This is a genomic window from Haladaptatus sp. DJG-WS-42 (assembly GCF_037198285.1).
GTDB lineage: Archaea > Halobacteriota > Halobacteria > Halobacteriales > Halococcaceae > QDMS2.
This window is the reverse complement of record NZ_CP147243.1, coordinates 1044874-1069729: the sequence shown is the minus strand read 5'-3', so window position 1 is coordinate 1069729 and position 24856 is coordinate 1044874. Positions and strand designations below refer to the sequence as shown.

Annotated in this window: 31 protein-coding genes; 13 read left to right on the top strand and 18 right to left on the bottom strand. The window is 61.6% G+C overall.

What is annotated here, in order from left to right; translation table 11 throughout:
• Positions 1–16: 16 nt before the first annotated feature.
• From truA to V5N47_RS05860, 5 genes are all read left to right on the top strand, one after another.
• The gene (truA, locus tag V5N47_RS05880; RefSeq protein WP_338729937.1) at positions 17–829 is read left to right on the top strand and encodes a tRNA pseudouridine(38-40) synthase TruA; all 813 of its coding nucleotides are present in this window, start codon (positions 17–19) and stop codon (positions 827–829) included.
• Between the two features lie 37 nt (positions 830–866).
• Complete coding sequence (pepF, locus tag V5N47_RS05875) at positions 867–2654, top strand: oligoendopeptidase F (RefSeq protein WP_338729936.1); 1788 nt, start codon at positions 867–869, stop codon at positions 2652–2654.
• 116 nt (positions 2655–2770) lie between these two features.
• Complete coding sequence (locus V5N47_RS05870; protein ID WP_338729935.1) at positions 2771–3991, top strand: proteasome-activating nucleotidase; 1221 nt, start codon at positions 2771–2773, stop codon at positions 3989–3991.
• A 45-nt stretch (positions 3992–4036) separates the two neighbouring features.
• On the top strand, positions 4037–4519 hold the full coding sequence (locus V5N47_RS05865; protein WP_338729934.1) for a pyruvoyl-dependent arginine decarboxylase: 483 nt from the start codon (positions 4037–4039) through the stop codon (positions 4517–4519).
• Between the two features lie 78 nt (positions 4520–4597).
• The gene (locus V5N47_RS05860) at positions 4598–4981 is read left to right on the top strand and encodes a DUF5811 family protein (RefSeq protein ID WP_338729933.1); all 384 of its coding nucleotides are present in this window, start codon (positions 4598–4600) and stop codon (positions 4979–4981) included.
• On the opposite strand, the gene V5N47_RS05855 is transcribed toward V5N47_RS05860, so the two are convergent.
• From V5N47_RS05855 to V5N47_RS05840, 4 genes are all read right to left on the bottom strand, one after another.
• On the bottom strand, positions 4950–5207 hold the full coding sequence (locus tag V5N47_RS05855; protein WP_338729932.1) for a hypothetical protein: 258 nt from the start codon (positions 5205–5207) through the stop codon (positions 4950–4952). The genes V5N47_RS05860 and V5N47_RS05855 overlap by 32 nt on opposite strands.
• Before the next feature lie 40 nt (positions 5208–5247).
• Positions 5248–5925, bottom strand: coding sequence for a hypothetical protein (locus tag V5N47_RS05850; RefSeq protein WP_338729931.1), 678 nt, complete (start codon positions 5923–5925; stop codon positions 5248–5250).
• Between the two features lie 69 nt (positions 5926–5994).
• A complete protein-coding gene (gene infB / locus V5N47_RS05845) occupies positions 5995–7794 on the bottom strand; it encodes a translation initiation factor IF-2 (RefSeq protein ID WP_338729930.1) in 1800 nt (599 codons plus the stop codon).
• A 143-nt stretch (positions 7795–7937) separates the two neighbouring features.
• Entirely contained in the window at positions 7938–8459 is a 522-nt protein-coding gene (locus tag V5N47_RS05840) for a plastocyanin/azurin family copper-binding protein (RefSeq protein WP_338729929.1), read from the bottom strand.
• Between the two features lie 106 nt (positions 8460–8565).
• Between V5N47_RS05840 and V5N47_RS05835 the strand changes: the two genes are divergently transcribed.
• Together V5N47_RS05835 and V5N47_RS05830 are read left to right on the top strand one after the other, a co-directional pair.
• Positions 8566–8811: a PRC-barrel domain-containing protein gene (locus tag V5N47_RS05835; protein WP_332897201.1), complete on the top strand. Its 246-nt coding sequence runs from the start codon at positions 8566–8568 to the stop codon at positions 8809–8811.
• Positions 8812–9276 (top strand): NOB1 family endonuclease, encoded by a 465-nt coding sequence (locus tag V5N47_RS05830; protein ID WP_338729928.1) that lies wholly within the window; start codon positions 8812–8814, stop codon positions 9274–9276.
• Here V5N47_RS05830 and V5N47_RS05825 read toward each other — a convergent pair.
• The 3 genes from V5N47_RS05825 to V5N47_RS05815 are packed head-to-tail and all read right to left on the bottom strand — an operon-like array spanning position 9273 to position 11878.
• Positions 9273–9419 (bottom strand): CopG family transcriptional regulator, encoded by a 147-nt coding sequence (locus V5N47_RS05825; protein WP_338729927.1) that lies wholly within the window; start codon positions 9417–9419, stop codon positions 9273–9275. The two genes, V5N47_RS05830 and V5N47_RS05825, sit on opposite strands and share 4 nt — an antisense overlap.
• A gap of 32 nt (positions 9420–9451) precedes the next feature.
• On the bottom strand, positions 9452–10549 hold the full coding sequence (locus tag V5N47_RS05820; protein ID WP_338729926.1) for a type II CAAX endopeptidase family protein: 1098 nt from the start codon (positions 10547–10549) through the stop codon (positions 9452–9454).
• 39 nt (positions 10550–10588) lie between these two features.
• The gene (locus V5N47_RS05815; RefSeq protein ID WP_338729925.1) at positions 10589–11878 is read right to left on the bottom strand and encodes a glucose-6-phosphate isomerase; all 1290 of its coding nucleotides are present in this window, start codon (positions 11876–11878) and stop codon (positions 10589–10591) included.
• A gap of 148 nt (positions 11879–12026) precedes the next feature.
• Here V5N47_RS05815 and V5N47_RS05810 point away from each other — a divergent pair, with 148 nt between their 5' ends.
• From V5N47_RS05810 to V5N47_RS05800, 3 genes are read left to right on the top strand one after another with little or no spacing between them, the layout of a single operon-like run.
• On the top strand, positions 12027–12584 hold the full coding sequence (locus V5N47_RS05810) for a hypothetical protein (protein WP_338729924.1): 558 nt from the start codon (positions 12027–12029) through the stop codon (positions 12582–12584).
• 42 nt (positions 12585–12626) lie between these two features.
• A complete protein-coding gene (locus tag V5N47_RS05805) occupies positions 12627–13421 on the top strand; it encodes a helix-turn-helix domain-containing protein (protein WP_338729923.1) in 795 nt (264 codons plus the stop codon).
• 45 nt (positions 13422–13466) lie between these two features.
• Complete coding sequence (locus tag V5N47_RS05800) at positions 13467–13928, top strand: DUF5812 family protein (protein WP_338729922.1); 462 nt, start codon at positions 13467–13469, stop codon at positions 13926–13928.
• Here V5N47_RS05800 and V5N47_RS05795 read toward each other — a convergent pair.
• Entirely contained in the window at positions 13916–14230 is a 315-nt protein-coding gene (locus V5N47_RS05795) for a hypothetical protein (protein ID WP_338729921.1), read from the bottom strand. The two genes, V5N47_RS05800 and V5N47_RS05795, sit on opposite strands and share 13 nt — an antisense overlap.
• A gap of 110 nt (positions 14231–14340) precedes the next feature.
• Between V5N47_RS05795 and secF the strand changes: the two genes are divergently transcribed.
• Both secF and V5N47_RS05785 read left to right on the top strand, forming a co-directional pair.
• Positions 14341–15213, top strand: a complete 873-nt coding sequence (secF, locus tag V5N47_RS05790) for a protein translocase subunit SecF (protein WP_338729920.1) — start codon at positions 14341–14343, stop codon at positions 15211–15213.
• Positions 15210–16760 carry a preprotein translocase subunit SecD gene (locus V5N47_RS05785; RefSeq protein ID WP_338729919.1) on the top strand — a complete coding sequence of 517 codons (1551 nt, stop codon included), beginning with the start codon at positions 15210–15212 and terminating at the stop codon, positions 16758–16760. The genes secF and V5N47_RS05785 overlap by 4 nt, the downstream gene beginning before the upstream one ends.
• A 184-nt stretch (positions 16761–16944) precedes the next feature.
• On the opposite strand, the gene V5N47_RS05780 is transcribed toward V5N47_RS05785, so the two are convergent.
• The 5 genes from V5N47_RS05780 to V5N47_RS05760 form a co-directional block, all read right to left on the bottom strand.
• On the bottom strand, positions 16945–17286 hold the full coding sequence (locus V5N47_RS05780; RefSeq protein ID WP_338729918.1) for a hypothetical protein: 342 nt from the start codon (positions 17284–17286) through the stop codon (positions 16945–16947).
• Positions 17287–17320: 34 nt separating this feature from the next.
• Complete coding sequence (locus tag V5N47_RS05775) at positions 17321–17644, bottom strand: multidrug efflux SMR transporter (protein ID WP_338729917.1); 324 nt, start codon at positions 17642–17644, stop codon at positions 17321–17323.
• A gap of 158 nt (positions 17645–17802) precedes the next feature.
• A complete protein-coding gene (locus V5N47_RS05770; RefSeq protein ID WP_338729916.1) occupies positions 17803–18285 on the bottom strand; it encodes a universal stress protein in 483 nt (160 codons plus the stop codon).
• Between the two features lie 70 nt (positions 18286–18355).
• The gene (gene rnhB / locus V5N47_RS05765; RefSeq protein WP_338729915.1) at positions 18356–19003 is read right to left on the bottom strand and encodes a ribonuclease HII; all 648 of its coding nucleotides are present in this window, start codon (positions 19001–19003) and stop codon (positions 18356–18358) included.
• A 41-nt stretch (positions 19004–19044) separates the two neighbouring features.
• Complete coding sequence (locus tag V5N47_RS05760) at positions 19045–20328, bottom strand: tRNA pseudouridine(54/55) synthase Pus10 (RefSeq protein ID WP_338729914.1); 1284 nt, start codon at positions 20326–20328, stop codon at positions 19045–19047.
• A 106-nt stretch (positions 20329–20434) separates the two neighbouring features.
• Here V5N47_RS05760 and V5N47_RS05755 point away from each other — a divergent pair, with 106 nt between their 5' ends.
• Positions 20435–20920 (top strand): hypothetical protein, encoded by a 486-nt coding sequence (locus V5N47_RS05755; RefSeq protein WP_338729913.1) that lies wholly within the window; start codon positions 20435–20437, stop codon positions 20918–20920.
• Between the two features lie 29 nt (positions 20921–20949).
• On the opposite strand, the gene V5N47_RS05750 is transcribed toward V5N47_RS05755, so the two are convergent.
• The 5 genes from V5N47_RS05750 to V5N47_RS05730 all read right to left on the bottom strand — a co-directional run bounded on the left by V5N47_RS05750 (position 20950) and on the right by V5N47_RS05730 (position 24815).
• Positions 20950–22674, bottom strand: a complete 1725-nt coding sequence (locus V5N47_RS05750; RefSeq protein WP_338729912.1) for a PQQ-binding-like beta-propeller repeat protein — start codon at positions 22672–22674, stop codon at positions 20950–20952.
• 352 nt (positions 22675–23026) lie between these two features.
• Positions 23027–23239: a hypothetical protein gene (locus V5N47_RS05745; protein WP_338729911.1), complete on the bottom strand. Its 213-nt coding sequence runs from the start codon at positions 23237–23239 to the stop codon at positions 23027–23029.
• A gap of 125 nt (positions 23240–23364) precedes the next feature.
• A complete protein-coding gene (locus V5N47_RS05740) occupies positions 23365–24018 on the bottom strand; it encodes a mechanosensitive ion channel family protein (RefSeq protein ID WP_338729910.1) in 654 nt (217 codons plus the stop codon).
• 63 nt (positions 24019–24081) lie between these two features.
• The gene (locus V5N47_RS05735) at positions 24082–24471 is read right to left on the bottom strand and encodes a hypothetical protein (RefSeq protein ID WP_338729909.1); all 390 of its coding nucleotides are present in this window, start codon (positions 24469–24471) and stop codon (positions 24082–24084) included.
• Positions 24472–24515: 44 nt separating this feature from the next.
• On the bottom strand, positions 24516–24815 hold the full coding sequence (locus tag V5N47_RS05730) for a DUF3303 family protein (RefSeq protein ID WP_332897181.1): 300 nt from the start codon (positions 24813–24815) through the stop codon (positions 24516–24518).
• Positions 24816–24856 lie beyond the last annotated feature (41 nt).

The following is a 24856-nucleotide window of genomic DNA, read 5'->3' as shown; positions in this document are numbered from 1 at the left end:
CTCGCAACTCTGAGCCATGCGTGCGTTTCGGGTCGCCTACGACGGGAAGCAGTACCGCGGCTTCCAGCGCCAGCCCCACGGCCAGACCGTCGAAGACACCATCTTCAGAAATCTCAAAAAACTCGGTGCGATGCCCGAAGACGCCCGCGTGCCGCCGTACTACGCCGGCTCCGGTCGGACCGACGCCGGTGTCTCTGCACTCGGGCAAACCGTTGCCTTCGAGTGTCCCGACTGGCTCACGCCACGCGCGTTCAACGGCGAGTTGCCCGGGTCGATTCGCGCATGGGCGATGGCCGACGCCCCCGCCGACTTTCACGCGACCCACGACGCGACGCGCCGTCACTACACCTACCATCTGTTCGCGCCCAACCTCTCGCGCGGGCGTGTCGCGGACGTGCTCGCCTCGCTTGCGGGCGCACACGACTACCACAACTTGACGCCCGATTCGCGCAACACAGCGCGGGTCGTCGAAGCATCCGTCGAACGCACTGGTGACTTTCTGGGACTCGAAATCTCGTCCGACGGCTTTCCACGCCAGTTCGTCCGTCGGTTCGTGACCGTGGTCTCAGAAGTTTCGGCGGGCGAGCGCCCCGAGTCGTTCGTAGAACGGGCGCTTTCAGCGGAGGAGCTCTCGGGTGGCGACGGCATCGGCCCAGCGGCCCCCGAACCGCTTGTGTTGCGCCACGTCGAGTACCCGATGCTTGACTTTGCGGTGGACGGGGAAGCGGCGGAAAGCGCTCGTCGCGTGTTCACCAACGACGTCGAGTATCACCGAACGGCAACCCGCGTCGCAGCCCAGCTTCAGGCAGGCGTGTCGGGCGAAAACTGACCGAAGGCTTACTTCCCTCACTGTGTAAGAGTGAGCCATGAGTTCGGTTCCCGAACGAAGTGAAATCTCTGCTGAGCACAAGTGGGATCTCGACAGCCTCTTTGCCTCCGTCGAAACGTGGGAGGAGCGCTACGAATCGGTCGCCGCCCAGATTGCAGACCTAGAGGAGTACGAAGGCCACGTCACCGACGATGCGGAGACGCTCCTTGCGATTCTCCAACTCCGCGAAGATATGATGCGGACGGTGTCGAACGTGGCGTCGTTCGCCCGCATGCGCCGCGACGAAGACACCCGCGACCAAGACGCCCAAGCCCTGCTTGGCAAGGCCCAGACGCTCATCTCACAAGCTTCGAGTGCAGCGAGCTACATCGAGCCAGAGCTTCAGCAGTCCTCGAACGAGGAGCTAGACGCGTTCATGGAAGACGAACCGGCCCTAGCGCAGTACGACCACTACTTCGACGAAGTGCTGCGGATGAAGCCCCACACCCGGTCTGCAGAGATTGAAAATCTGCTCGCAGAACTCGGTGAGGTGACCGGTGCGTCGGGTGAGATTTACAATATGCTCACCAACGCAGACCTCACGTTCCCCAGCGTCGAGCACGACGGTGACGAGGTTGCGATTACCCAGAGCAATTTCACCAAGCTCCAGCAGGAACAAGACCGCGAGCTTCGCCGCAAGGTGTACGAGACGTTCTACGGCGAGTGGGAGACCATCCGCAACGCGGTTGGCTCCTCGTACAAAAACAGCGTGAAAGCCGACGTGAAACTCGCCCGTGCGCACAACTACGATTCCGCGAGAGAAGCCGCCCTCGACTCCTCTAACATCCCCGTCTCGGTGTACGACAACCTGCTGTCGGTGGTGCGCGACAACCTCGACTTGCTCCACCAGCACGCAGAATTGAAGCAAGCGAGCCTCGGCGTCGACGAACTCCAGATGTGGGACATCTATATGCCGATGGTGGACTCAGAGACGCCGGAGATTCCGTACGACCAAGCCTGTGAGTACATCATCGACGCGGTTGCGCCACTGGGTGAAGACTACCAGACGCGGCTCACGAAGGGCCTCGACTCGCGCTGGGTCGACGTCTACGAGAACAAGGGCAAGCAGTCGGGTGCGTACTCCGGTGGCACCTACGATTCCCAGCCGTTCATCCTGATGAACTATCAGGACGACATCTCCTCGATGTTCACGCTCGCCCACGAACTCGGCCACTCACTGCACTCTGAGTACACGAGCGAGACCCAGCCGTACGTCTACAGCGGCTATGAAATCTTCGTTGCGGAAGTGGCGAGTACGGTCAACGAGACGCTGCTCACCCACCACCTACTCGACACGGTCGAAGACGAGAACCTGCGTCGTCACATCTTAAACGAGTACTTAGAGCGCTTCCGCTCGACGCTGTATCGCCAGACGATGTTCGCGGACTTCGAACACCAGACGCACAAGTTGGTCGAAGACGGCGAACCGCTCACGCCAGACCGCTTAGACGGTATCTACAGCGACCTCAAAAAGGAGTTCTACGAGCCAGCGGTCGTAGACGACCATATCGCGCGCGAGTGGATGCGCATTCCGCACTTCTACCGCGCGTTCTACGTCTACCAGTATTCGACGGGTATCAGCGCCGCCGTCGCGCTCGCAGAAGGGATTTTGGAAGGCGGCGAAGACGCCGCGACAGACTACATCGACTTCCTGCGCGGCGGCTCTGCGGCCTACCCACTCGAACTGCTGCGAGGTGCGGGCGTCGATATGGCGTCGCCGGAGCCAGTCGAAGCCGCGCTCTCGGTGTACGGTGACTATCTCGACGAGTTCGCCAGCCTGCAGTAACGCTCATCAATTTTCACTAGCCTGCGGTCAATTTTCACGCTTCCAAGCAAGTGTTGCCGAAATCAACCGCGACCCAAAAGCACTTCTAACGGTGGGTTCTTAGTCGGCGTTGTCTGATGTCACGTAGCCCCTCTCTCCCTGACAGGCCGCGGCTTGATTTGGATAGCGACCTGTCTGAAGACGAGCGCCTCGCGGTTCTCGAAGATCACTTCACCGAAATACTGCAAGTGAATCGCGAACTCGGAGAACAGATCGAGAAAACCAAAGCACACGGCCAGACGTTGCGCGATGACATTTCGCGGCTCGAACGCGAAAACGAGACGCTAAAAACGGCGTCGCTGTACCTCGCCACCATCGAAGACATCACCGAGGACGGTGTCGTCATCAAACAGCACGGCAACAATCAGGAAGTGTTCGTCGAGGTCTCAGAGCAGATGAAAGAGCGACTCGAAGCAGGCGACCGCGTTGCCATCAACGATTCCTTTGGAATCCAGACGCGCCTCGAACAGGAGACCGACGCCCGCGCACAGGCGATGGAAGTCACCGCCAACCCGCAGGTCGCCTACGAGGACATCGGCGGCATCGACGACCAGATTCGCGAAGTGCGCGAGACGGTCGAGCTGCCGCTCGTGAACCCAGAGCAGTTCGAAGAGGTCGGAATTCAGCCACCGGGCGGCGTGTTGCTCTACGGCCCACCGGGGACGGGCAAGACGATGCTCGCCAAAGCTGTCGCGAACCAGACCGACGCCACCTTCATCAAGATGGCTGGCTCGGAACTCGTCCAGAAGTTCATCGGCGAAGGCTCACGGCTCGTCCGCGACCTGTTCAAACTCGCCGCAGAGAAAGAGCCTGCAGTCATCTTCATCGACGAAATCGACGCCGTCGCGAGCAAGCGGACGGACTCGAAAACGTCCGGTGATGCCGAGGTTCAGCGGACCATGATGCAGTTGCTCTCTGAGATGGACGGCTTCGACGACCGGGGCGACATCCGCATCATTGCGGCCACGAACCGCTACGATATGCTCGACACCGCCATCTTGCGCCCGGGTCGATTCGACCGCCTCATCGAAGTGCCGGAACCGAACGAAGAGGGCCGCCACCAAATCCTCCAGATTCACACTCGCGGCATGAATCTGACTGACGAACTCGACTTCGAGACGCTCGCGGCTGAAACGGAGGGATTCAGCGGCGCAGAACTCGAAAGTCTGACCACCGAAGCCGGGATGTTCGCGCTACGTGACGAGCGAACGGAAGTCGAGATGGCAGATTTCGATGCCGCCCTCGACAAACTCACGTCTGACGAGGAGTCTGTCGGCCAGCCGGTTGCGTTCTACTGAACTGGAATCGTAACCGCTTACGTTGTTTCGCTGTTTTCCACTGGTATGAGTCACATCCGCGTCGTCTGGGGGGCGGCAAGCGCACCCACCCCCATGGCCTCGTTCGACGCCGCGCTGCGAGAGGCCAACATCCACAACTACAACCTCGTCGCCGTCTCGTCGGTGATTCCAGACGACGTGGCCGTCGAAGCCGTCGGCACGGCCCCTGACCTCGGCCCGGTTGGCAATCGCCTGACCGTCGTCGAAGGCAAGGCCACCGTCGCACCCGCTTCTGGTGACACCGCTGCCGCCGCGCTCGCGTGGGCGCAGACGCCCTCTGGGAAAGGCATCTTCTACGAAGCCTCGGGACACGACCCCGCGAACGTTCGCACCCGCGTCGAAGAAGGTTTGGAGGCGGGCAAAGCCCTCCGTGAGTGGGACTTTGGCGAGACGAACGTGCAACTCGCCTCCGCACCCGCAGATTCGGAGGAGTACGTCACCGCCCTCGTCGTGGCGGCCTACGGCCAGAGTGAGCCTATCATTCGGTAAGATAGTTGACCATGTTAACGACTCGCACGCTGTCGGAGGGTTTTTACCTCAGTAGTTGCTACGAACGATAGCAATTTTATGTATGGAAACACCCCGTATGCGGGCGACGACAGCACCGACCGGGCAGCACACGCCGTGCTGACGCCCGACCAGCGCCGAGAACTCCGGCGGGGCGTCGTCGGTGTTGCGACGCGAACGCGGGCGTTTCTGCCCGATGAGTACGTCATCGGCACGGAACTCACCGCCGGGCTCGACGGCTCACCCCACGCCCTCGTGGCAGTCCACCCGCCGATTGGTTCGCCCGTAAGCGCCGGTATCTCGCCGGACGACGACGACTTCGAGCGCGAAGGCGGCATCATCAGCGCCGAAGACCGCGAAGAAGTCGCCCGCAGCCTCGCCGCACAGGCAGCGCTGCAGGTCAAACAGTCGGTCAATTCTGACGTTGACGCGACGGCCCGGTAGCCGGGTCGGGCGGATTGTAAAACAAGACGTAGCCCATCGCCGCGAGCACCGGCAACGCGCCGAGCAAGATGGCGACGTACATCGGCACGGCGAACCACCAGCCTGCGACCAGCCCAACGACGAGCCCGACTGGGATCACCACGAACACGGCGTCGTACGCCGTCTCGCCGGGCCAGACGGCCACGACGAGCGAGAGGAGGCGGTGGCCCAGTCGTCTCAGTACCATTGTATCTCAGTGACCGACCGAACCCTTTTAGAAGTAGTGGCTAGGGGTCGGTATTCGACGTGCGCAAATCGGTTTCACCTTCGGCTGTCCACTCGACGACTGTCTCCTTGAATTGGGAGTCGAATACGATACTGACTTCCGTAGATTTCGTGGTTTCTGACACCTCGAAGACGGCGATTCCTGACAGTCGCTCATCTGGCTCGACTGCGCTCCCTTCTGCGTTCCAGCGACCCGTGGTTGGCACGTCGTCCATCTCGCGGATTCGAATTGAGGGGTCGAACTCGGGATGTCTAACGCTGTGAGTCTCGCGGTTGGTTGTCTCATCGTTGAGCAACGTGAACACCGGTCCATCAATCGGGCGCAACTCGTCTGCAGTGTTACTGAAAGTCAACGGAGCGAACAGCAACGCGCTCTCGTCTGGCATCGTGTACGTCGCTCCATCATGCTCGAAGGTTGTCGAAATAGTGGGTGTCTCAACTGTAATTTCGAGGCCAGAAAACGCATACGCTTCGCCAAACGCTCGTGATTCATCAGGTCGAACGACGGCTGGTTTGCTCGTCGCAGTTGGTGTCGATTTCGTCGTCGTTGTTGCAGGCGTTTGGCTTGTTGTCTGCGTCGTGGTCTGTTCTGTCGGTTGTTCAGTTTCGTCGCTCCCTGAGAGACAACCGGCCAGGGCAACGAAACCACCGAGGAGGAGCTTTCGACGCGTGGAGGGCATTAGCAAAAATACAAACGGTTGTCACTTATCTCTTTTCGTGGCCCATGCTCGTAAAAACGAAATCCGACTTTACTTCCCCCAGAACGGGTCGCGCTTGCGGTGTTTCTGGAGGTACATACTGAGCGCCTCGCGCTCGTCTGCCGGGATGTCTTCTTTCAATTCTTGTTCGAGAATCTTCGCGTGTTTCTCGGGAAGTTCGGCCCAGAGCGTGTCGCCTTCGTCGATTTGGCGGCCAACGGTCGGGCCGTCGATGGCGACGCTCACGCGGGTTCCGGCGCGGGCTTCGTCTACGTCTTCGCCCTGTTCTTGAATCCCTTTCACGAGGCCGACGCGCTTCGGTTCTGCGCCTTCGAAGTCCACGACCGGGGTGTTGCGCTTGAGCGTCCCCGAAAGCACTTCGACGCCGACCACGGCCGGGTTCGACTGGCGGAACACGTGGTCTTGGAGAATCTGGAAGCGCGCGGGGCGGCGAATCTTGTCGAGGACGGCCGTCTGCTGGGCGCGCTTGATTTCATCGACGTGTTCCTCGTAGTCGTCGATGAGCTGGTAGATGACGTCGGATTCGAAGATTTTGACGTCCGACTCCTCGGCGCGGCGTTCTGCGTCGTCTAGCACGCCGACGTTGAACGCGAGGATGACGCGGTTCAGGTCCTCGTCCGCGGTGGAGGCGACGGAGATGTCGCGCGGGGCAACGTCGCCGACTTCGGCGCGCATGATGGGCACCTCTGCTTCCTTGAGCGCGCTCGCAATCGCTTCGAGGCTGCCGAGGGTGTCGGCTTTGACGACCACGCCGTCGTCTTGAGTGTGCACGTCGATTTCCGAGAGTTCGGCTTTGACTTCCTCGATGACGTCTTCGAGTGGGCGGTCGCGGACGACGCGTACCGGCGCACCGGCCATCGCATCATCGAGGTCGGGCGCGGCGATTTTGATACCCGCCGCGGCCGTCACCTCGTCGAAGCGGTCGAAGCGTTTCTCGGTACGAATCTCGGTGAGTGGGCGCGGTTTCAACAGCGCACGCACGTCGGTCACGATGGGGTCGTTTTTCCCGCCGACGACGATGGTGTCGCCCTCGCGGACGCTCCCGTTGTAGAGCACCACGTCGAGGGTCGCGCCGAAGCCGCGTTCTTCTTTGACTTCAAGAACCGTCCCCGCGCCGGGGCCGTTCACGTCGATTTCCATGGCCTCTTTCATGTAGCGCTGGGAGAGCCCCATCAGGACGGTCAGCAGGTCGGCGACGCCTTCGCCGGTGAGCGCGGAGACGGGGACGACGCCGATGTTCTTCTGGAAGTTCTGGACGCGCCAGTAGAAGTCCGCCGAGAAGCCCGCGTCGCTCATGTTGCCAATGACTTCGTAGAGTTCGGCTTCGAGCTTCTGACGGGCACGGTCTGACTGTTTGTCGAACGTTTTCTGCACCGGGGCATCGGGCTGGGCGTTCCACCCGGGTGTGGTGTCGATTTTGTTCGCCGCGACGATAAAGGGCGTCTGAGTTCGCTTGAGAATGTCGATGGCTTCGAGCGTCTGGGGCTGGAAGCCGTCGTTTACGTCCACGACGAGCACGGCAATGTCCGCGAGCGCCCCACCGCGCGAGCGCAGGGTCGAAAAGGAGTGGTGACCCGGCGTGTCGATGAACAGCAAGCCCGGCAGGTCGAAGTCATCGGGGTTGACGAGGTCACCGGCGATGTCAGAAATGACTTCTAACGGGACGGCCGTCGCCCCGATGTGCTGGGTAATCGCACCGGCTTCGCCCTCGATGACGGCGGAGCCGCGAATCTTGTCGAGCAGACTCGTCTTGCCGTGGTCTACGTGACCGAGGACGGCGACGATAGGAGTCCGCAGTGAATGTGTATCTGGTGTGTTATTGTCCGACATGAAATCCACCCGTAACAAAGGTTCTTACCTAGACCAGCAATTCTCGGCTTAAAAGTCTTTCAAAAGGGTGTACGGGTGGTTGGCGCTGCGACACGAGTCGAAACAATCGCCTGCGTTGAGCGGGGTGTTGGCGGGTGTTCGGGCTATTCGACGACTTCGAGGATGCCTTCCATCCCGAAACTCTGGTGGGGTGCACAGTAGTACTCGTACGTGCCGGGCACGGCAAAGGTGAAGGTGAACTCGTCGCCTGAACTGTAGGTGGTGCCGTCGCCGCCGGGGGTTCCCTCCCAATCTGCGCCGTCTGGCTGCGAACGCGGGCGCACGTTGTGGCCTGATGAATCCCACGTCCACGTCACCTCGCCACCGACTTTGACCGACGCGCGGGTGGGCGAAAAGCGCAGGTTGCCGTCTTGGCCGACCGTGATGGTGATGGCTGACTGGACGGGCGTTTGTTCTGCGGTCGTCGTTGTGGCGGTCGTCGTCGTTTCGCTGGTCGTCGTGGTCTGCTCCGTGGTTGGCTCCGCCGTCGTCGTCGTTTCGGTGGTTGTTGACTCGGTGGGTGTCGCGGTCGTTGTGGTTTCTTCGCCGCCACCACCGGTGCACCCGGCGAGGAGACCGAGTGTCGAAACCGTGACGCCGTGTTTGAGGAGGGTTCGTCTGTCCATAGTCCGGGCTACGTTGTGTTGATGTATCAACGTTTGCGACAGCGCTGGCGGACGGGTGTCAGACATCCCCGTGCCGTTTATATGAATTGATGTGGAACTGGTGGGTATGCCCGAAATACTCGCCGAGAATCTGTCGGGGAAGGCCGTGATGGGCTCAGACGGGGCTGAAATCGGGATGCTCTACAACATCACGATGGACCTCAAGACGGGGTCGCTCCACGAACTCATCGTCGAACCAACAGAACAGACCAATACGCGCAACGTTGATTTCAGCGTCAACGACAGCGGGCGGTTCAAAGTGCCCGTAAACCGCGTCCAAGCAGTGAAAGACCACATCGTTATCCGTCGTTAAATGCACGTTCTCGACACGTCCGCTTTTATCCACGAGTATCATACGCAAGCGAAGAAGGCCTCTATCCCGCTCGTCCGCGAGGAACTCGAAGCCGAACACGCCTTTCGCTTCGACGCGATGGAAGGCGCTGGGATGTACATCCACATCCCCGACGAGCAGTCCGTCGAAACCGTCCAACGCGCCGCGCGCAAGTCGGGCGACTTAGCCGAGCTCTCTGCCACCGACATCCGGCTGATTGCGGCGGCCTACGAACTCGAAGGCATTCTCGTCACCGACGACTACGCGATGCAGAACGTCGCAGAGCGCCTCGAAGTCACCGTCGAGGTCATCGCCCAAGACGGTATTGCAGAACAGCGCAACTGGAAGTTCCAATGTCAGGGCTGTGGCCGCGTCTTCGACGAAAACAAAGACCGCTGTCCGATCTGTGGGACGGGACTCACCCGCAAGAACCCGAGTAGCGCCTAATCGAGCGAGGAAAGTCCGGCAGAAATCAACTGCCTGAGCACCTCTTCTTCCGTGAGTCCGTACTCTTGCGCCAGCTGAGTCACCTGCTCTGCAAGGTGGTCTTCACAGACGAGCGAGTAGTGGCGCATGTGGGTCTGTACCACACTTTGACATATAAATTTCCGTCAGACAACCGTCAGACCGGGCTGCCAGCGAGTTGGACGTAGAGCTGGAAGAATTGGACGGCGTTGAATGTTCCGTGAATCAGGATAGGGACGACGAGGTTTCCGGTTCGGCGGTAGGTCTCACCGAGCAGGAGCGAGAGGATGAAAATGACGACGAGCGTCGTGAACGTCGAAGCCGGGTTCGTCGCGCTATAGTACTGTGGGATGTGGATGAGTGCGAAGATACAGCTTGCGACGACCACGGCAGCGCGCTCAGAGAAGCTGTCGTACAGCGATTTCTGGACGATGTTACGGAACACGAGCTCTTCGCCCGGGCCGATAACGAGCCACGACAGCGGGATGAGCACGAGCAACAGCGTCGGATTGCCCTCGCGTGCCTGTTGCTCGATACTGCTCTCTGCGCCCGAGAGCCCGAGCGACTGGAGCACGATGCTGATGGCGATGGCCGCGCCGTAGAGCACGACCACGCCGCCAACGGCGTAGGCGAGGTCACGTTTGCTCGGCATCCGGATGTCGATGTAGTCGAGGCCAATCTCGCGGAGTTTCAGATACGCAATCGCAGAGAGGGCGAGTCCGAGTCCGAAGAATGTCGTGAACACGCCGAACTGGACGGCGAAGCCAACGTCCGCGACAATTGAGGTGGGGATGATAGAGAGGGCCATTCCGACGAGGAAGCTCACGAGGCCAACCGCAGACGCAATCGCTACGTCGCGGACCATCCGTGAGATGCGTTTTGCGGAGATGTCCGCACCGTCTGCAACCGCCGCGCCGAGCGCGAACAGCCCGGCAAACGCGGCGACGGGGAGGCCACCGCCGAGCGCGCCGCTTGCTGCGTCAGAAAGCGTTGGGGCGAGGAGCGTGTAGATGGCGGCGCAGACGACAGCCCCGCTTGCGAGTCCAGCGAGTGGGGCACCCCACGTCCGGGGCAACACCTCGTGGCGTCGAAGCAGGAAGGTGAGCAAGGCGACACCCGCGAGGGCGGCACCGGCAACGCTCCCGATGGTGAGGCCAGCGACGGACGTGCCCGCGCCCATCCACGGGAGGAACGCGGCGGCGAGGGCAACACCCGCGAGCGCGACCCCCACACTAGCCGCAGGGCTCTGTGACATACCGGGACGTAGGCGGGGACGGCTAAAATCGCTACGGTCTTACTGAATCCAGTAGGCCTCTTTGTCCGCGACGGCCTGTGCTTCTTCGAAGTCGCCGCCACCGAGCAGGCCGCGGGCAGCGCGTTTGCCCCACTCGACGGCGGGCTGGTTGAACGTCTCGACGCCGTAGAGTTCGCCCGCGAGCACACAGGCAGCTTCCATCTGATAGAGCAGCTTCCCGATGCCTGCTGCGTCCACGCGCTCGAGTTCGATGCGGACGTTTGGCTGGTTGGCCGCCGCGAGCGAGGCTTCGGTCGCGCGAAACTCGGCGTCTAAGAGGTCGCCAAGTGAGTTGCCGCTGAGGTAGGCAAGTTCTGCTGCGTCGGTTTCTGGAATCTCGCGGTCTTCGCGGTCGCGCGGGCGGACGAGCGTCACGAGTTTGTCGTTCGGCCCGGCGCGGTAGAGTTGGAGTTGGGAGTGCTGGTCGGTTGCGCCGAGGGCACGCACCGGCGTCTGGCCCATGCCGTCTTTGCCGAGGCTTTCGGCCCAGAGCTGGGCGAACCATTCGGCGAACGGTTCTAACGCCTCTGCGTAGGGCACCATCGCGTGGATGCGCGCCCCCCGGAGGTCGAGCGCGTAGGCAATTGCACCGTAGGCGTAGGCGGGCGAGTCGAACAACGACCCAGAGAGCGACTCCATTGCCTGCTTGCCGCCGTCGAGGACGCCTTCGATGTCGCCGCCCATGATGGCCGCCGGGACGAGTCCGACCGCAGAGAGCGCAGAAAAGCGGCCCGGGACGCCGTCTGGAACCTTGAGCGTCGGGAGGTCGTGGGCGTCTGCGAGTTCGCGAAGCGGCCCGTCGTCGCCCGTCGTCACGAGCGTCCTGTTGGCCCAGTCGACGCCCGCGGCTTCCATCGCGTCGCGGACGATGAGGAAGGTGGCGAGCGTTTCGACGGTCGTGCCCGAGCGCGAGACGACGTTAACGGCGGTTTTGTCGAGCGGGAGGCTGTCGAGGACGGCGGAGGTGTGTTCGGGGTCAACGTTGTCGAGGACATAGGCGTTCTCGATGTCGAGAGCCGTCGAGATGGTGGCCGCGCCGAGGGCACTCCCGCCGATACCGACGGTGAGGACGGCCTCTGCATCCGTGAGCGAGGAGACAGCGTCACGGATTTCGGCTGCATCTGTGCTGTGTGGGAGGTTGAGGGCTTCGTAGCCGTGTTCGTGGGCTTCGCGGCCCTGCTCGATGCGCTCGTGGGCGGCCGCGACGCGCGCATCTAAGCGTTTTAAGGCCGCTTCGGTCACACCGGGCTTTGCGACCGAGGCGAGTGCGTTTCCGACGTCCAGGTGCATAGAGAACCCCTTGGGTGGAACGATAAAATGATTGGTGAATTTCGGCCGTGAGAGTTATACCACCGGTTGCGTGAGAAACGCGCTCGCCAGCCCAACTCGGAGCCAGCATATCGCGTGGTTTAATCGGGTCGCTCGCCAACGTCGGGTCATGACAGCCGGTGTGACCAGCGAGTCAGACGACGCCTATCGCGGCGTGTTCGGCGCAATTCCCTACGCGCTTCGCGCGAGCGACTCGCTGCTGTTTCGGTCGTACGTCGTCGTCGGCTCGCTCGCCTCGGTGCTCGTCGCGCTCATCATCACGTTCGCGCTCGTCGTGCTCATCGCCGCCACGTCGAACGTTCCCGGCGGCTCGCTCACCCTTTCGCGGGCGTTCTACGTCGTCATCGGCATCTTCGTCCTCGGGCCGCTGCTCGCGCCCATCCTCTTCGTCGCCCGCCGCCACCGCCGCAACCTGCCTGTGAGCGACAACTACGACACGGTTCTCGCGATTGCAGGCTACCTGTTTCTCTGCTCGCTCTACATCGGGCTCATCATCTCGATTCCCGAGTGTTTCGTCTTAGACGGCCAGATGACCTGCCGCGACCCGCCAACCGGTCTCTTTGCGCCGCTCATCTCCCTCCTCTACGCACTGCCAGCGCTGACGAGTCCACTGCCGCCATTTTTCGCCGCACTGCTCATCTTTGCAGTCCACCGCCGCCTGCGTTAAAAATTGTCAACGGTTTAAGTGTGCGGACTCCTAGCATCCACTATGGGCACAGCCTTCGACGACTTGGCGTTTCTCGCCGGGTCTGAGAATCGGCCTGCCGTTTTACTCGCCGTCACCGAGCGACCGCACACCCGCGACGAACTCGAAGCGGAGACCGGTGCCTCTCGCGTGACGCTTGGCCGCATTCTCGCAGACCTCACCGACCGGGGGTGGATACGTCGTCGAGGGCGACAGTATGAGGTGACCGGACTTGGTCGCCTCGTCGCTACTGCGTACCGGACGTTTCTCGAAACGATGGAGACGGTCGCCCAGCTGCAGCCACTCGCGCCGTGGCTCCCGGTCGAAGATTTTAGTTTCGACATCGACCGGCTCGAAGACGCTTCGGTGACCGTCCCCACGCACTCTGACCCGCTTGCACCGTATCGTCGCGCCGCCCACACCCAGCGACAGGCATCGTCGCTCTCGGTGCTCACGAACGCGACCGCCCCCCAGAACATCGAAGTCATCTGGCGGCGCACCACGGCCGGTGACCTGACCATCGAAGCCATCCTCACCCACGACGTCATCGACACCATCCAGAACGACGAACAGATGGCGTCCATGTTCCGCGATATTCTGGCCTCCGGACAGGCAGAAATCCGCCGCTACCCCGGCGAGATTCCGTTCATCGTCTCCGTGGCCGACGACCTCGTCGATATTGCGATTGCCGACGAAGGCGGGCTCCCTCGTGGTCTCATTCAGGTCGTAGACGAGGAAGTGCGGTCGTGGGCAACCCGGACAATTTCCCGGTACCGCGAGCAGTCGGTGGTGCTGTCTGTCGAGTCGTTTGCCGACTGAGGCGTACACGAAACGCAGAAACCCAACGAGTCCCTAGCCCCGCCCATGGAACAGACGGGTACGTTTCTCTGTACGCACGCCGAGGTGGATGCGGCGATTCTCACGGACGTTTCGACCGGGCAGGTACACACGCTCGGGTCGAACCCCGGCATCGAGGAGGGCGACGCCATCGAAGGAACCGTCGCACCCGAACCGCCGATGGAGGTGTCGTGGGAACTCGTCTCCGTCGAGCGCCGCTGGCAGATTCCGGTCGAGCGAAGCGACGAGACGCCGACCCAACTCGAAAAAGACCTCGCCGCTGCCCAGGAAATCGGTGAACTCACCACGCGCGAGCGCGCTGGCATCGGCGAGATTCACGTACTGACCGTCGAAGCTGACCAGACCGACGCGGCTGTAGAAGACGTTCGGACAGACCAAGCGACCCGCGAACGCGCCGCGCGTCTCGGCGTCAATCGAGTCGAAATCCGTGCGAACGCAGGCGTCGTTGCGATTCGCTACTTGCCCTGAGGCGCGGCCTGACTCTGGACGAGCCACCCGCCGCGAATCCCGCAGGCTTCGCGTTCTACGTATTCGATTTCGGTTGTGGGGCCAACGCGGTCGCCGCCCTCGATGGCCGCTACCTTGAGCGGCACGTCGAGTGAATCACCACAACAGCCCACGTCGAGGAACTCCTCGAACTCGTCGCCAACGCGGGGCGCTCCGAGCGTTTTCGTGAGATAGGCGCGAAACCACGGGGTGTCGAGTTGGCCGCGTCCCCACCCGCTCAGGTCTGCCGGGTAGGAGACGACGACGCGCGATGCATCGCTCATGGCATCTTCTATGCGTGCCAACCACAAGCACGTTGTGGGGCGGGTGAATTTCGTTCGCTTCTCAATTTCGTATAAGAAGGCTTATTCGACGGGAATAAGGACCCACAGGTATGGTCGAGTTCGAGGTACCGGAGGTCGATTTCTCCCGGTACACTAACCGCCAGTTGGCGGCGGTGCCTCTTGGAGTGCTCGCCGTTGCGCTTCTCATCATCGCTGGGTGGACCGCGATGACGGGTGCACCGGTCACCCCGGGCATCGCGTTCACCGGCGGCACCGAATTACAGATACAGACAACCGATTCACCGGCACAGATTGAGGCCACGTTCGACACGCCGGTCGAGTCGGTTCAACCGATTCGCTCGTCAGCCGATACCTACATCGTGACGTTCCAAGCGGACGGCGATGAAGCGTCTGCGTCAGCGATCGAACGACAGGCGCGGGATGCAGGCTACACCGTCGAGTCCTCACAGAGTCGCTCCCCGAGTTTCGGGGCTGAGACCCAGCGCCTTGCCCTGCTTGGCGTGCTCATCGCGTTCGTCGGGATGAGTCTCATCGTCTTCATCCTGTTTCGCTCGTTCGTCCCGTCGATTGCCGTCGTCCTCTCTGCGTTCTCGGACATCGTGATTCCGATTGCGTTGATGAACATTTTCGGCATCAAACTCTCGCTCGGGACGGTCGCCGCGCTGTTGATGTTGATTGGTTACAGCGTGGACTCAGACCTCCTGCTCAACAACCACATTCTGCGCCGGAGCGGGGACTTCTATGAATCCACCTACCGCGCGATGCGCACGGGTGTCACGATGACGCTCACGTCGCTCGCCGCGATGGCCGTGATGACGCTCACGGCGTTCCTCTTTGGGATTCCGCTGCTCCCTTCTATCGGGATTGTCCTCGTCTTTGGCCTCACCGCTGACCTGATGAACACATACATGCTCAATCTGAGCCTGCTTCGCTGGTACAAATTCGAGGGGGTGGCCCGATGAGTTCGTTTCGCGAAAACTGGCGAATCGTCTTGCTGGTCGTCCTCATCGTCCTCTCCGGGGTCGCCCTGTTCGCGCCGACCGGTGGCGCAGACGGCGGCCAAGCCGGAACTGTAGACACGGGGCCGACGAACCTCAAATACGGCCTCGAACTCTCCGGCGGGACGCGCATCCGCGCGCCGCTCGTCGGCCTCACCGCAGAGGAGGTCTCGATTTCGCCTGACAACGACCGCGAGGTCGCAAACACCGTTGCCTCCCAACTCGACATCTCGCGCACCGACGTTCGCGTCACGCCGAGCACCGTCGAGGTGTTCACGAACAACGTGACGCAAGCCGAGTTCGCAAGCGCCCTGCAAGCGGCGGGCGTCGATGCGACCGAGGAGAACATCCGCGATGGCGTCACCGCAGAAACCCGTCAGACGGCTGTCGCGGTGCTCACGGAGAAAATCAATCGTATCGGCCTCTCTGGTGGGTCGGTCCAACAGGTCGAAACCACCCAAGAGACGTTCATCTTGATTGAGGTGCCAAACCAGAACCGTTCTGACGTCATCAACCTCATCGGCGACCGCGGGAAGGTCGAAATCGTCGCCGAGTTCCCCGCCCAAGGCAACGGCACGACTGAGTACCGCCGCGTCTCGATGCTCACGCAGGGCGACTTCACCGAAATCGGTGCGCCCCAACAAGGTCAGGGCAACCAGCCGCCGTCCGTGCCCGTCGCGCTGAACGACGAGGCCGCCCAGAACTTCTCAGAGGGGATGCAGAACTTCGGCTTTACGAGCCAACAGGGCATCCAGAACTGTCGGTACGAGTCCACACCCGACGACCCGGGCTACTGTCTGCACACCGTGGTTGACGGGCAAGTCGTCTACTCGGCGTCGATGTCCTCGGGGCTCGCAGGAATCCTCCAGAGCGGCGAGTTCGTAAACGACCCGTCGTTCACCATGACGACGACGAACATGTCAGAAGCGCGCGCCCTGCAGGTCAACCTGCAAGCCGGTGCGCTCCCGACCTCCCTCGACATCGAGGGTGAAGGGACGACGTACTTCCTCGAACCCGCACTCGCTTCTGAGTTCAAGCTGTTCAGCCTCATCACGGGCATCATCGCCGTCCTCGCCGTTGCTGGGATGACCTACCTGCGCTACGGCCGATTCGAAATCGCCGCGCCGATGGTCGTCACCGCGCTCTCTGAGGTCATCATCCTGCTCGGCTTCGCCGCGGCAATCGACCTCGCGCTCGACCTCTCGCACATTGCCGGACTCATCGCCGTGATTGGGACTGGGGTGGACGACTTGGTGATTATCGCCGACGAAATCATCCAAGCTGGAGACGTGAAAACCGGCCGCGTGTTCCGCGACCGCTTCCGCAAGGCGTTCTGGGTCATCGGTGCGGCCGCCGCGACGACCATCGTTGCCATGAGTCCGCTCGCGGTGCTCAGCCTCGGTGACCTCCAAGGGTTCGCCATCATCACCATCGTCGGTGTGCTCATCGGCGTGCTCGTCACCCGCCCGGCCTACGGTGACGTGCTGCGCAACCTGATGAACATCGACTAGTCGAGTTCGTCGTTCGGTCAATTCAGTAACCATTTTCACGCCGTTTCGCGTCGCTTCGACCGATGCCCTCTCGCCGTCAAGAACTGTGGTTCTCGCTGCTCGCCGGGCTGTTGCTGGTCGCAGCTGCGGCATTGCTGTTGAATGCGGGTAGCAATCTACCGACTGAATAGTTGGAGAAACTGCCTCACTCTACGCCGACCCCAACGCCCGCGGCGAACCCGAACCACGCCAGTCCAAAGCCAAGTGCGGTCACGCCGAGTCGTGTGCCGTCTGGAAGCCCGTTCAGCAGCGAGATACCGGCGAACGTCGTCACACCGGTGAACAACCCACTCACCGGACTGGGTGCTTCTACGGTTGTCAGATGTGTCCAATAGCGAAGCCAGACGAACGCACCCGCGGCGTACACTACCCCGAGTCCCGCCAGTATGTCGAGCGAGGCTTCTGGCGGCGGCGCAACCAGATAGACGAACCCCGTGACGCCGATGGCGACGAGAACCGAGAGGGCGTAGCGAACAGATCGTTCCATACGAACGCTTCAGCCCACTATCACTTAATTCCGCTTAGTGGCCGCCCGAGACGAGATTCAACCCAACCACGCCGACGACGATGAGGCCGATGAAGCCGAGGCGAGCGACGGTGGCGGGCTCGTCGAATAGGTACATCCCAAGAATCGCGGTTCCGACTGCGCCGATGCCGGTCCACACGGCGTAGGCCGTCCCGACGGGAAGGTTCTCGACGGCTTTTGCGAGCAGCACCATGCTGATGACGAGCGCGACGACGGTTCCAGCCGTCGGAATGGGCTTCGTGAGCCCCTCAGAGTAGCCAAGTCCGATGGCCCACGCGATCTCGAACAGCCCCGCGACGAAGAGCAGATTCCAGGACATTTACCGATTCGCACGCGATACAGGCGGCTAAAGCTGCTGATTTTCTCGATCGCGTGCTTGGTGCTGTCACACCGCTAGTACCTCTTCAATCGTCGACCGATAGCTGGAATCGGACGACAACTCTCGATTCCAGCTACTCATTCGGGATTGAAGTGCCACTATTCGTAATTACGCTCCAGTAACTCCTCGATTTCGGCGACGAGTTCCTCTGGGTCGCTGAGGTGAACCGTCACGACCGGAACAGGAGAGACCCGAAGCACCTTCTCCGCTACGCTTCCGAGCAGATATCGCTCGAAGCCAGTTTTTCCACGTGTCCCCATCACGATGAGGTCGATGTCATTCCTGACGGCGTAGGCGATGATGGCGACTGCTGGGTCGCCCCACCTAACCTCCTCCTTGCTTTCGATACCTCTCACCTCGGCGCGTGATGCGATCGACTTCGTCGCACTCTTTCCGTCTTCTTGGAGCGTGTCCCGAACCTGATGGCGTGCATCCTCGGGGACGGTTTCATAGGCGGTTTCATCAACGACGTACAGCGCGTGGATGGTCGCCCCGCACAATTCGGCGAGACCGAGGGCGTGCTCTGTAACCCGTTTCATCCCGCCACTTCCGTCAGTCGGAAGGAGAATCTCGTCGTACATCAATGTATGTTACTCAATAACATGCTAAAAATGAGCGGGTCGGACGCGGCGAACGGCGTGTCTCACCGGTTCAAAATTCGCTCAGGCCCGCCTGCTCGCGTGCGGCGAGGGCATCCTTGCTCGTCTGCCACGACGCGCGCGCGCAATCGGGCAGGTTGCCGTTTCGTTCGACGAACTCGGTGAGAAATGCCTTCGTCGTCGGGTCGCTCGGATAGCCGCTGCCGACCTCGCCGTACGCTGAGGCTAACTCCGCGACGTGGGCGTCGCGGGCGACCTTAGCGATGATGCTCGCCGCGCCGACAATCAGGTGATTCTCGTCTGCGCCGTGTTCCGCGCGGAGGGTGACATTCTTGTCGAGTTTTCCGGCCACGCGGCGGGCAAAGCGCGCTTCGTCGGTGTCACAGGCGTCCACGATGCCTTCCATGTCGTCTTCGAGAACTTGGCGGAGGGCGTCTGCCTGTGCGCGGACGGTGAGGGTGTTCAGGTCCGTCTCCGGGTCGTCAATCTGCGAAACCGTCACCTCCGCGATGCCGACTGCGACGTTCGGCGACGCGCGGAGGGCGTCCGCGAGTTCTTCGCGACGGGCGGGCGTGAGAAACTTCGAGTCGGTGATGCCGTCCGGGAGTACGTCCTCGTCGGGCACGCTCACGGCGGCGGCGAACATCGACCCGAGGACGGGACCGCGCCCGGCCTCGTCAGCACCAAAGCGCCCAGTCATCACACAAACGTTGCAGAGCAACTAAAAAACGTTTCTGCCCGCTAGTCACGGAAGAACTCCTCGGCTTCGAACGGTTCGTCTTCGCCTTCGACCGCAACCACGTCGAGCGCGGTCACGACGGCGTTGACGCCGAGCAGGCCGGTCAGGCTCGGTTTGGTACGGCCGTCGTCGCCGCTCACGAGTTCTTTAATGTAGAGGCCGCCCGCGCCGTGGATGGTGAGGTCTGCGTGATATTCGTCCACCACCTCGCCTTCGATGTTGTACACCTCGCGTACGCGGGTCAGGTTCGCTCGGCGGTGGTCGACGCGCTGGGGCGTGTACTGCTCGATGGTCGCGCCCTGCAACTCGGCTATCGCCGCCTGCAGGTCTTCTGTGGTCACCGGATGGGCGAACTTCACGTCCATGCGGTAAGTCTTCGAGGCGTCGTGTTCTTTGACTCGTTCGACCATCTCGTAGGTGCACGCGCGCAGGCCCTCGACCTCGATTTTCCCCTCGGCCTGCTCGTTGACTGCCTCTTCAAGCGCGGCCAAATCGACGTGCCGAACCTTCGGGTTTGTAATCTCCATCACGAACGGGCGGCCGGTTCCGAGCATGAGCGCGTCTACGTCCTCGCGGCCCGCGCCGTGGAAGGTCGTTGCCTCGCCATCCATTGCTTCGAGCAGCGGTGGTGCGGCGAGCTGTTCGACGCTCTCGGGGTAGCGATAGCCACTCCCGGCACAGACGTGACACGGGTCGCCGCGGATGTAACCCGTCTCGTTGCACTCAGAGCACGGCCATTTCGTCTGGGGAATGTCGCGTTCGAGTTTGCGGTAGCGCCCATAAACAAACGTCGAGTGGTTGCGCATCTCGACTGTGTCGCCCTCTAAATTGAGCGTGAACATGACGTGCGGGCGGCCAAAGTCAACTTCCGTCTCGGTGAGCCGTCCAATGCGTTTGCCCACCTCGCGGTTGAACTCGGACTTGAACTGCTCGCCCGCGTCCTCCGGGAGCCCGGCGCTCTCGCGCAAGAGGAGTTCGTTTTCTTCGATGAGCGGCGGCGTGCGTGTGCCAACTTGATACGTGTCGAACTCGATGCCCTCCACTGCTTCTGCGGCGCGCTGCGCCCACTCGTCGAACGTCGCACAGAGGCCTTCACACACCCAACACTCTGCCACGTCGGTCGGTTCGTAGGGCTCGTCGTCTGCCAATGCCACGGCGGTCCGCAGCGCGTTCCCGCGCTGTTCGTTGGTGAGGCCGAAACTCCGCTCGGCGAACACCCGGCCCAGACACGAATCGCAGACGGGGCCGTTCTCTCCGACCGCTCGCGCATCGTCGAGAATCGTCATTATCGGAACTGCGTCCTGCTCGGATTAACAGTCTTGGTTTTGCCGTAGCTCGCACGAACGTGTTGGTTGATTAAGATATTTGATGACCGCTCGCGAACCGGTGTGTATGGCCTCCTCCAACCGTTCGCTGCTCACCACCGCCGCTGTGTGGTTTGGGGCATTCCTCTTGTTTCCGGTCCCCGTTGCGTCCGTCCTCTTCCACAGCGTCGAACTGCTCGCAGGTGTTGCAGGCGCAACGTCGCTGCTCACCGATAGCGTGAGAACTGCCCTTCACGTTGTCACGCTCATCGTCGGGGCACAGGTCGCCTCCGACATCGCCGCAGTCAGACTTCACGGCTTCGCGTACTTACACCGAGGCCGTCGAGGTGTGCGACTCGCACGCCATCTCATCCTCGCAATCGTGGCGCTCGCAACGTTCCTCGTCGTTGGCTCACTGCTCGTCGCACTCACGCAGTGGGGTCTCGACACCGCCAACACGGTGTATCTGGCGTTCGTCGGGATTGTCGCGGTCGCGCTCTGTTGGGTTGTGCTTCGGACAGTGAAGGCGTTCAGACAGGGGCTGTCCGAACCGACTAGTTCGGATGGCGACTGACTTCTGGAATCGAAAACTGTGGGGGTAGATTAAACCGTCGAGAGTTCGATGCTGGTCGTCTGGGTCGCACCGGTCTCGTCGGTCACTCGGAGGGTCATCGTGAGGATGCCACAGTAGTCAAGTTCCACCTCAGTGGTTTCACCCGTCTGCTCGTACTCGCCGTCCTCGTCTATGTCCCATTCGTAGCTCGTAATTGCGCCGTTCGGTGAACTCGACTCAGTTCCCGAGAGCGTCACGGTCGCGCCTGAGTCGAAATCTACCTCCTCAGCGTTCTCGGGAGCGGTCGTGATGTATGCTTTGACCGGTTCGCGCTCCGGTTCCTTTGGCGAGTCATCCACCAGCGTGTGCTCGGGGCCGGGCATACTCTCGCTCGAAGCGAGTGCGTACACACCACCTACTGCGCCGTACGGTGGGGTTCGCGTACCGGAGACCTGTACGTAGAGGTGGTCATTTGCGGGTACGGTGGAGAGTGCGAAGTAGTCGGCCCCGGCCTCGTCGATGCCGTAACTCCACTGCTCTGACCCATCGTCCGTGTCGAGTGCGTACACGATGGGCCGGGCGTAGGCCGTATCGACGTAGTCGGCTCCGTGTTCGAAGTAGCCTGCTTCGCGTTCGCTTTCGACGGCGGCCATGGTCGTGTACTGCCCCCCGACGTAGATGGTGCCGTCGGTGACGGCAGGCTTGCCCACGAGTTTCGCGGCCGAGACGAACTGCCACTGTTCCTCGCCCGTCTCGGTGGAGAGCGCGTGAACCGCGCCGACGCGTTCGTCGTCATCCTCGGAGGAGACGTACACCGTTCCGTTGGCCACTGCAGGGGGACTCAGGTTGTTTGGCTCGCTGTCCTCGAAATCGGCAGCGACCTGCGTCTCCCAGACCACCGAACCGTCTGCTTGCGAGAGTGCCCACACCGTGTCTGAGGTCGATGCCGCGCCAGATGCCATCGTAAGGTAGAGGTGGATGTCGGCGGCGGCAAGCGTGTTTGCATCGACACCGTCGGGGGCATCCGACTGCCACTGGACGGTTCCATCGGTTCCAAGCGCCACAATCGTTTGGCCGCCTGCCGCGTAGAGCGTCTCCTCACCGAACACCAGCGTGCTGAGGAAGTTGGTATCGTCTACTTCGACGCTCCACTGTACGTCGCCCGTCGCGGTAGCGAGGGCGTACACCGTCGCCCCTGAGATGGCGTACGCCGTGTCGTCACGAACGAGCACTGCACCGTTCGTGTACCGCAACTCCTTGTTCGTCCAGAGCGTCTCGCCGGTTTCTGCGTCGAGGGCCAAAATGCCGCCGTTCGGTGGCGTCTCACCCTGTCGGCCACCTTCCGTGTAGCTGATTGCTGGGCGAGCGGCGACGAACACGCGGCCGTCTGCGACCGTCGGGGCCGCGATCACCGCACCGATACTGTCGTCGTCGCGAATCCAGCGGAGGCCACCGTCCGTGCCGTCGTAGGCGGCGACCTCGCCTGTGCTCGCGTCGACGTCGTACGAGCCAACTGTCCCAACGTAGGCGGAACCGTCTACGACCGTCACTTCTGTGGGGTCTGAGAGTTCGTCGCCAGGTGACCAGCCGGGACCAGCATAGGGTTGTGGCCCTCGACCTGTGGTGTACCCCGTCCGCCCGTCCGTGCCACGGCTCACGGGCCAGTCTGGTGTCTCCCCGTCCGGGGTTGCTGCAATTGCATTTGTGCCGACGAGGCCGGCCGCGCCAGCCACACCGATACCTTTCAGGAACGTCCGTCTGGAGGGTCGTACCATGCACCCTGACCAAAACGTGTTGGTCTACTAACTATCGGGTGCCTAATATCGCATTGGGTAACCCTTTCACATCTCTTGAGCCGATTTTATTCTATCTGTGGACCTGTGCATTTTAAACGGTGCGTGTGGCTATATTGGCATTTCTTGGCGCTTTCGCCGGGCTTTCTGGGGAGATAAAATGAACAAAACAGTGCGCGGCGTAGACCGGCGAACGCGAGATGGCGGTCGTTTGGGTCACGTCCGGCTCGTCGGTCACTTCGAGGATGCCACAGAAGTTGAGGGTGATGGCCACGGACTCTCCTGTTGCGGTCTCACCTCTCTGACAGCACGTCGTGGCAGTATAGGTGCACGGTTAGGTGATGATTTCGTTTTCGATGGCCTGCAATCGCTCCATCTGCTCGACCATCAACACGCCGTAGATGCCGCGCTTGCTCTCGTCGAGCCGATGGGTCTTGAGATGGTTTCGGGCGAGTTCTTTCAGCGTTGCTCGGTCTATGGCCTCCACTCCACTCCGGACGTAGCGTTGGTCACAGACTGGACAGGTGATTATCCCGTACTCCCCCATAGCCTCTGTTTCCCTCGTCACAGCAAGAACCTTACGGACGTTATCGAACAGTGTCATATGGAGACCGCTATAGGGTCGTACCTTATATCGTGAATATCTCTGAAATATGAGTTATTGTTTTCTGGTCATTCGCCGCCGTCGCCGACGACGCTGTCCGAGGATACAAACGGCTCTGTTGGCGGCTCGTCGGTCATCGTGACCACGCGCTGTGGGAACGGGATTTCGATGTTCTCGCGGCCGAACGCTTGGTAGATGCGCTTGTTCATCTCGTGGGTGGCTCGCCCGCGCAAGACAGGGTCGCTAATCCAGCAGAGCAACTCGAAGTCGAGCGCCGAATCACCAAAGCCCCGGAATCGCACGCGCGGGTGGGGCTGTTCGAGGACGAGGTTTTCAGCGTTCGCCTCTGCGAGCAACACTTCCTCGACGCGGTCTACGTCGCTGCCGTAGGCAACGCCCACCGGGAGGCGAATCCGGCGCTCGCGCTCGGGGGTCGATTCGTTCACGATGCGCGCAGAGTTGAGCACGGCGTTCGGAACGGTCACGAGCAGGTCGTCACGCGTGCGGATGACGGTGCTGCGAATCGAGATGTCTTCGACCCGGCCGCGCTCGCCCGATTCGAGGACGATGTAGTCGCCCACGGCGTACGTGCCGTCGAAATAGAGCGCGATGCCGCCGAAGAAGTTCGCAATCGTGTCGCGGGCGGCGAGCCCAACCACAATCCCGATAATCCCCGCAGAGGCGAGAAACGGCGTGATATCGATTTCCCAGAACGTGAGCAAGAGGAAGATGGTGGCCCCGAGAATGACTGCCGACCAGACGTTCTGGAAGATGGGGACGACGGTCTAGTCGAACTCTTTGCCGGCGGTGACGGCTTTCGACACCTTCCGCCCGAGGCGGGTGAGCGTAAAGGCCCAGAGGACGGTGAGCGTCGAAAGCGTCCCGGCGAGCAGTGGCGCATCGACGGCGGGCGCGAGGCCGAGCGGCACGGTGGCGATGTACGCCCCGATGAGGACGACCGAGACGTAGAGTGGCGCTTGAATCGTTTTGAAAATCACGTCATCGACTTCGCCCTCGATGCGCGCGGTGAGCCGCGGAATGACCGTCTTCCCGAGGAGTTCAATCCCTTTTGCGACGAGGAGCGAGACCCCAATCGTCACCACCACGCCCTGCCACGGCGGGAGCGCGAGCAGCGCCTCGCGCAGCAACGTTTCGTATTCCGCCACCGTTGTCATACGCTGACAGTTGGGCAGACGCGAGATAAAACGTGGTGTCGCCGTCACTCCATCTCGATGAAGATGCGGGCGATCTCCTCTAGGTTTCCAACGGGCGTGATGTGCGCCGTATGGTCGGTCAGCAGCGGTGGGCCAAGGAACGACGAAACGGCCCCAAAGTCGTCAGATTCGAGAATGAAGTAGAACGTGTGTTCGTTGGTTGCGACGTACGCGCCTTGGAGGTGGATGCCTTGTTCCTCTGCGCGGGTGTGCATGGTTGAAATCCACTCGCGGGCGTCGTCGGCTCGGTCTTCGCGTGCCCAGCAATGGTCTGGGCTGTGTGTGAGTGTTGCAATGAATTGCATGATCGTGTCTGGTTTCTCGTCTGTCGATACCCCCCTCCTTG